Source organism: Candidatus Hydrogenedens sp. (assembly GCA_035378955.1).
GTDB lineage: Bacteria > Hydrogenedentota > Hydrogenedentia > Hydrogenedentales > Hydrogenedentaceae > Hydrogenedens.
The window spans coordinates 1-6,568 of record DAOSUS010000114.1 but is presented as its reverse complement, the minus strand read 5'-3'; the positions used below and the strand labels follow the sequence as shown (position 1 = coordinate 6,568).

Annotated in this window: 5 protein-coding genes; 1 reads left to right on the top strand and 4 read right to left on the bottom strand. The window is 36.2% G+C overall.

Translation table 11 applies throughout. The features are described 5' to 3' along the window. Positions 1–137: 137 nt before the first annotated feature. From PLA12_14120 to PLA12_14105, 4 genes are all read right to left on the bottom strand, one after another. Positions 138–1,343, bottom strand: a complete 1,206-nt coding sequence (locus PLA12_14120; protein ID HOQ33624.1) for a hypothetical protein — start codon at positions 1,341–1,343, stop codon at positions 138–140. Positions 1,344–1,545: 202 nt separating this feature from the next. Further along, positions 1,546–2,004, bottom strand: coding sequence for a hypothetical protein (locus PLA12_14115; GenBank protein HOQ33623.1), 459 nt, complete (start codon positions 2,002–2,004; stop codon positions 1,546–1,548). Positions 2,005–2,324: 320 nt separating this feature from the next. Further along, complete coding sequence (locus PLA12_14110; protein ID HOQ33622.1) at positions 2,325–4,880, bottom strand: TIGR03960 family B12-binding radical SAM protein; 2,556 nt, start codon at positions 4,878–4,880, stop codon at positions 2,325–2,327. Between the two features lie 7 nt (positions 4,881–4,887). Next, positions 4,888–6,156 carry a sialidase family protein gene (locus tag PLA12_14105; GenBank protein ID HOQ33621.1) on the bottom strand — a complete coding sequence of 423 codons (1,269 nt, stop codon included), beginning with the start codon at positions 6,154–6,156 and terminating at the stop codon, positions 4,888–4,890. A gap of 162 nt (positions 6,157–6,318) precedes the next feature. Here PLA12_14105 and PLA12_14100 point away from each other — a divergent pair. After that, a partial coding sequence (locus tag PLA12_14100; GenBank protein HOQ33620.1) for a hypothetical protein occupies positions 6,319–6,568 on the top strand: 250 nt, incomplete at its 3' end.

Below are 6,568 nucleotides of genomic sequence, written 5' to 3'. Positions count from 1 at the left end.
TATAAATTTATTTCATATCTAAAAAGAAAAATAGAAGGAAACATTTTTTACTTCCCTTTTTTACTTAAAAATTGTATTCAATATTTTGTCGTAGTAAATTTCTTATATAAAATAGCGTAATACAATTTTAAATTATTTCAAAAGAAACTCCAGCCAAAGTAACGATAAAATGAATACATTAGGATTAATGCTAGAAATAAACACGAGATAATAAAAATAATACCTTTTTTGGGAATATATAGGAAAGATTTGTTTGATATTGATTTTATTTCTTTCTGTTTTTGATGATATGCGAAGAACTCCTCCTCTGTCTCAAATCTTCTTTCAAGGGATAGTTTTGGAGGAATAAATAAGTTCTCCGGTAAGGGAATATTTACAGATAATCCTTCGGGATGGATGATTAATTCTTTAATTGGTTTTGTTATGTTCTCACACATGGCACATACTTTTATATTCATTTCGACTTTGTTGATGTTCCCCTCGTCATATTCTTGTTTTATAGTTTTAAAACAGGATGTGTTTATCGGGTATGCTCCTCTATAGAAGACACCTCGTAAAGGTAATTGAGCACCATTATCAAATTCTTTAATATCATGGAATTCAAATATTCGCCAGATATAACTTGGGAAATTATAATTGACGGAATATCCCTCTCCTAATATTTTTTTCACATAATCCTGTCCATGTCTCCGTGTCCAGAATGCTCCTTCTTGAAGTTTAACAATAAAACCATTTTCATCAACCCAAATTTCGAGGTCTACCTCTTCTTTATCAGTACCGTTTACTTTAGCAGAAACTTTATCAAGATAGTAGGTAGTAGTGTGCCATAATACCTTATATTTATCCTGTTCATAATAAAAGAATGGTCCTGGGGTATCTAAGAACTCTTGTATTTTACGAAAAGGACCGGCTCCGTTATTTGTGCCGAGATTGAGACCAAAATAACCTAATACCCACCGAGGGTCACATCTGGGTCCTGATGGGTCAGAATATCTGGTGGCTCCGATACGAATAATTTCATTTTCATCGAAATCAAGGGGATAATAGCGGATATAAAATTCCCCATTATAGTAATAATGGTAATCAATCTCAAATCCCGATTCTGTTCCCTTCTCTTTTGAAAGTCTTTTGGATAAGAGTTCCAATAAGTTTTTTGGAGTATTATTTTCTGTGTTTCTTTGTATTTCTTCTGGATATATCTTTTCTCTTGAGCGAACACAATTTTCTTCCTGATAAATAAAGTCGAATGTGGCAGGTGAAATTTGATCGTTATTAATCAAAATAGAGGTGTATCTACATTTCAAAGAAGAGATGTTTAATCTTACTTTTATCAACTCAATCATTTCAATAACATTGTGTGTTTTATTTTGGTAGTCACAGAATTCCTCAGAATAGGTATAAAACGGTTTAATTAAAACAGAAGAAATAAATATTAAAAGAACATTTATAAAACTTGTTTTTTTAATAATCATACATAATAGGAAATTTATTTTTTAGTGTTTCAAAAAATATTTATGTTCAATAACTTCAAAGAATAATCCCTATTTAAGGGTCAACATTTTTGCATTCGCCTGTGCATTGGTTTGGGTTTGCAGGACAAAGATCGTCGGTGTATGGGATAAAAGTACATAATTTACCACAGTCATCATCACATATTTTACCACAATCATTTTTTGCATTATCACAGCAACCGAGAAGAGGAGCAGAATCTTTTTTTTCACATTCAGAAAAATAGTTTTTAATATAAGCTTGAAAACTCTTTGGCCCTTTACATACACATCCTTTGAGACTATCCCTAGGGAATTGTTCATGACCCTGTATAGTAGTATCATCACATTCATATGTCTGATAGGATGGTGTACATGTATAAGGATTACAATGACAATATTCTTTTGCAGCATACACTTTACCTTCAATAAATATCGAGATTATTAAACTAATCGACAAAAATATTGTAATAATTGTAAGAGGATAATACTGTAAAATGTACTTCAGAGTTTTCATGGCATGTTCTCCTTTTGGGTAGAGGTTTTTGTTTGGGGCTACTACTACTTTATTATTCAATTTTCCAATAAATATAGTTTAGCATTTTTTTTCTTATGTCAATCTTTTTATAAAAAATTTCAAAATTATTTTTAAGTATCAGATTAAATAAGCATTTTTATATGTTAGGAAATTGGCAAAAAGAAAGGATGCTCGAACAGAAAAAGTAGTTTTTCCTCTTTCATAGGGCAATCTAATAAAACAATAACAACAGCCTACTAACAATGGGATTAAATTTTCAGCGTAGATTAATAATCTTTTATGAAATTTGATAATCTTTGTTATTCTGAATTTTTTGGGAAAGAGTCGAGGATTGTTTTAAGGCGGATGGACTGGAAGTATTTTACGGGGAATTGGTTTTTTTTGAGGTATTCTCGCAGCGTTTTGGGTTTGAAAAATTTACCTTTAATTACAGGGGTTTGCCAAAGCAATAATAGGGAATTTTTTTCTATTTTTGTTTCTATTGCAAATGAATTTAATGTAGTGTCTTGTGAGATTTCTTCCAACTGTGTTTGGATGAATGTTGTTAGTTCTTTTATATTTTCTGTTTCGTAGGGCTTCTCTGTTTCAATAATAACTGCGTAGTGTAGTCCTGCTACTCGCTCCATAAGTGAAGGGCTTGATAAAGGAATGGACTCAACCGTATGCAATAGGAATCCCTCAGGTAAGGAAGATTGAATTTGCTGCTGGATTTCGTTGGTATTATGTTCTTTTTGGAACCATGTTTCGATATATTCTTCTTGCAATATTTCTCCAACAGGGGCAGGCAGTGCAATGCTAATCCGAGCATGGGCATGGTATCCCTGTGTATATGCTAAGGGCAGTTGTGCGCGTCGAAGGATACGAATCCATGCTGTTTGAAATTCCAGATGGCTTAGAAACCGAGCCAATCCAACCTTGCCTACTTTTAATAATAATCTTTGGGCTGGAGGAGATGGAGTAATTGACGGTGATGAATGAGAAGGAGACCCTATTTCTATGATTGGCTCGTCTTTTTCTTTTTTCCAATGGATGCAATGGAAACCTTCCCGATGTTGTATTCCACATTGGTGGCAATTCGTTTCCCTGCAATCAGAAGTAATTTTATATTGATGGGCTGTTTGCCATTCGTTATATAACCAATCCTTTTTAATTCCTGTGTCAATGAAATCCCATGGGAATATCTCATCTTTGTCTCGTTCACGGAGAAAATCTTTTCCTGTTAAGTTATGCTTTTCAAGTGCATATAGCCAGTGTTCGAGAAAAATTTTGTCCGCAGAAGTTTCTAATTTTGCCCCTTGTTCCCATGCGGATAAGATAATTGCACTTGTTCTGCGGTCTCCACGACTAAGAAGCCCTTCAATAAAAGAGGACTCAGGGGCGTGGAAATTAATTTTTATGGCTTTGTATTTTTTTAATCCGCTCAATACTTTCTTTTGTTTTTCTATTGTTTCTTCTAAAGATATTTGTTCTGCCCATTGGAAAGGAGTCCATGGCTTGGGAACGAAGGTAGATATGCCAAGATGGATATGTGCAGAGTGTCGAATTTTTTTTGCGGTATTCAGACACTGGATTGATAAGTTGATTAATGCATCTAAATCCTCCTCAGTCTCTGTGGGCAAACCAATCATAAAATACAGTTTTATATGAGTCCATCCTTTTTGAAAGGCAATACGAATTATTTCCATTAAATCTTCATCGGTTACTGACTTATTTATCATCTTCCGCAATCTTTCCGAGCCTGCTTCCGGGGCAAAGGTTAAACCGCTACGGCGAACAGAGGATATAGAATCCGCTAATATCACAGAAAAGGAGTCAAGACGCAGAGAGGGCAGGGATATACTGGTCATAGAAGGTTGTGTAATCTGTCGTGTTTGTTGTAAGAGGTCCTGGATTTTAGAATGGTCACAAGTAGAGAGAGAGACAAGACTAACCGTTTCTAATCCTGTGTCAGGTAGCAGAGATGAAAGTAAAGAGGAGACCTCTTCCGGAGAGCGTTCTCGGACAGGTCGAAAGGCACAGCCCGCAAGACAAAAACGACAACCCCGAGTGCAACCCCGCATTACTTCGATGGATAAACCATCATGTATTAATGAAGCGAAAGGAACTATATACTTCCTTATGTAATTCTTTGTAGTTAATTCTTTTGTTATAGCACGAAAAACCTTCTTCGTGGAAGTATCCGGTACAGGAATACCCTGTTGGTTGGAGGTAAGAGGGATAGAATCGGGGACATAAATGCCATTTATTTTAGAAAGCAAACCCAATTTTTCATTACGGCTTGCCCTTTTATTTGAGAGAAGTATTTCAGATATCTCTAAAATGATGTCTTCACCTTCACCAATAACAAAGAAATCTATAAAAGGCGCCATAGGTTCAGGATTAAAGCAACAAGGTCCCCCAGCACAGATTAAAGGGTCTTTATCGGTGCGTTCGTTGGCGTATAATGGAATATGGGCAAGGTTTAAAATATTCAGCACAGTCGTATAAGTCAATTCCGATTGAAGTGTTATACCCACCCAATCGGCTTGTTTAACAGGGTCTTTCGATTCCCAGAGGAAAAGAGGATAATTTTTTTGACGGAGGAGTTGTTCTAAATCTTTATCCGGTGCGTAAACCCGTTCTGCCCAGATATGAGGATGTGCGTTTAATAGCGAATATAAAATCTGCAAACCCAAATTCCCTAATCCTAATTCGTATAAGTCCGGGAAAACCAGAGCAACCCGTAATCGAATTTCCTCTGTAGATTTATGAATTGCATTCCATTCGGTTCCTAAATAACGAGAAGGATGTTCCACATAGGAAAGAATTTCAGTCTCGAATAGTGTTTGATTTTCTATAAGGTTTTCTATATCCATAATTACTTCATTTTGGGAATGAGGGCAAATAAGAAATGACTTGCTGATTGGGTTTAGCCCAAATAATTCTACCTACAAGCACACAACCTTTTGCCCCTCGTTGTTTTGCATCTTTGTTGAACATTCCCTCACCCACAGTTACCCAAGTTTCTTCGGGAGAGACAGCAGAAACTCCAAAATTTCCCATAGTGGCTCCGCGTTCGGGAAAAACAATTTGTTCCGTTTTACGAATAACAAATATTTTGTCCGTATCTGTATTAACCTGAGCAATAAACAAAGGAGCCCGATGTCGGATAATATGGTCGTTATTTGCACCTTTCCTTGTATAAACGAGAAATAATCCGTCGCTATGCACTGCCCAGTGCTGTTGCGTATTATAACTGCCCAATTCACTTCCATCGTCAAACAGCCAGGGCTGTATAGGCTCATAATTTAACCCATCCTTACTCCATGTTACATATCCTCGTTCATCATTTCTGATAGTAAGGTAATATCTATCCTTATACTTTGCCAGAGAAGGTTCGCACATACCGCGAGGAACATTATGTGTAATAATATTCCCATGCTCCATATAAATAAGTTTTTCCCCATCAAATTTCAATCGAAGCACCGTTGCGGAATAATTATTGTTATTGTCCTCCTGGGTCTTTGCGAAATAAATAGGAAGGAGAATGGTTCCATCCGGTTCAATTATCCATTGCGTGCAACCGGGCATAATGGAAAAAGTATCCTTCAATTCTCCACCTAACTCTAAACTTTTCCATTTTATCCATGAATTTTTTTCAGGGTCAAAGATAGTATATGCCCCTTCCAAACAGCCATTACGGTCCCGAACCTGATGACCTTTATCATCGTAACGCAAACGTATCCCGATAGCAATATATTTCTTGGTTTGAGGGTGCCAACCCGGTGTAACATCGCAAACACTTACTATATGCCCATTTTCATCCTTTACCCAATCTAATTCCGGGACGGGTTGAGGCTCCATCCATGTTTTGCCCCCATCATCCGTATAAGAGATAAACATACCGGAGTAATAATCTGATACCATCAAATGTTTTTGCAGGGTCATAAGCACACGCGAATAGCCGTTATTTTTTATAACAGGAACTGTCGCTACCCGCGGATGGAACCAACAAAAGTCATCCCCATCATAACTAAAAGCACACGATGGCTCTATAGCCTTTATAAGGTTTTCTTCCTCAGCATAAGAAAACGAAACGAAAACAATCATAGATATAAAGAAAAAATATAATGTAAAACAGGGATATTTCATAATCATTTCCTTAATGTAAAATATAAAATAGCCAACATATTATTCCGTATTTTAACATCTATTTTAAAATAGAACCATGTTGAATAAGAGACAAATGATATGGTATAATTACAACGGTGGTGCAGGGTAGAGGGAGTGTTATAAAAATTGAAGGAGTAAAGCATGCGTTATGGATTAAAGAAAAAAGTAATTGGATTGTTTGTATTTTTGTCTTTTTACTCTTTCTGTGTTTTTTCAGATATCCCCCGAATATTATATGTAGGGGACAGTTGGACATATTATCCCTGGGCATTACAAGACCCGCCAGCATTGCGTTCTGTTTTACTACGTCCAGAAGTAGTACAACAAATAGGTGGCAGGTATGTAGAGATTGGCGATATTGCCTTGCATGGGGCAACAGCGGCGGATTGGG

Coding starts and splice junctions, on each gene's coding strand:
- PLA12_14105 (HOQ33621.1), bottom strand. CDS start 6,156: ATGAAATATCCCTGTTTTACATTATATTTTTTCTTTATATCTATGATT.
- PLA12_14120 (HOQ33624.1), bottom strand. CDS start 1,343: ATGATTGAGTTGATAAAAGTAAGATTAAACATCTCTTCTTTGAAATGT.
- PLA12_14115 (HOQ33623.1), bottom strand. CDS start 2,004: ATGAAAACTCTGAAGTACATTTTACAGTATTATCCTCTTACAATTATT.
- PLA12_14110 (HOQ33622.1), bottom strand. CDS start 4,880: ATGGATATAGAAAACCTTATAGAAAATCAAACACTATTCGAGACTGAA.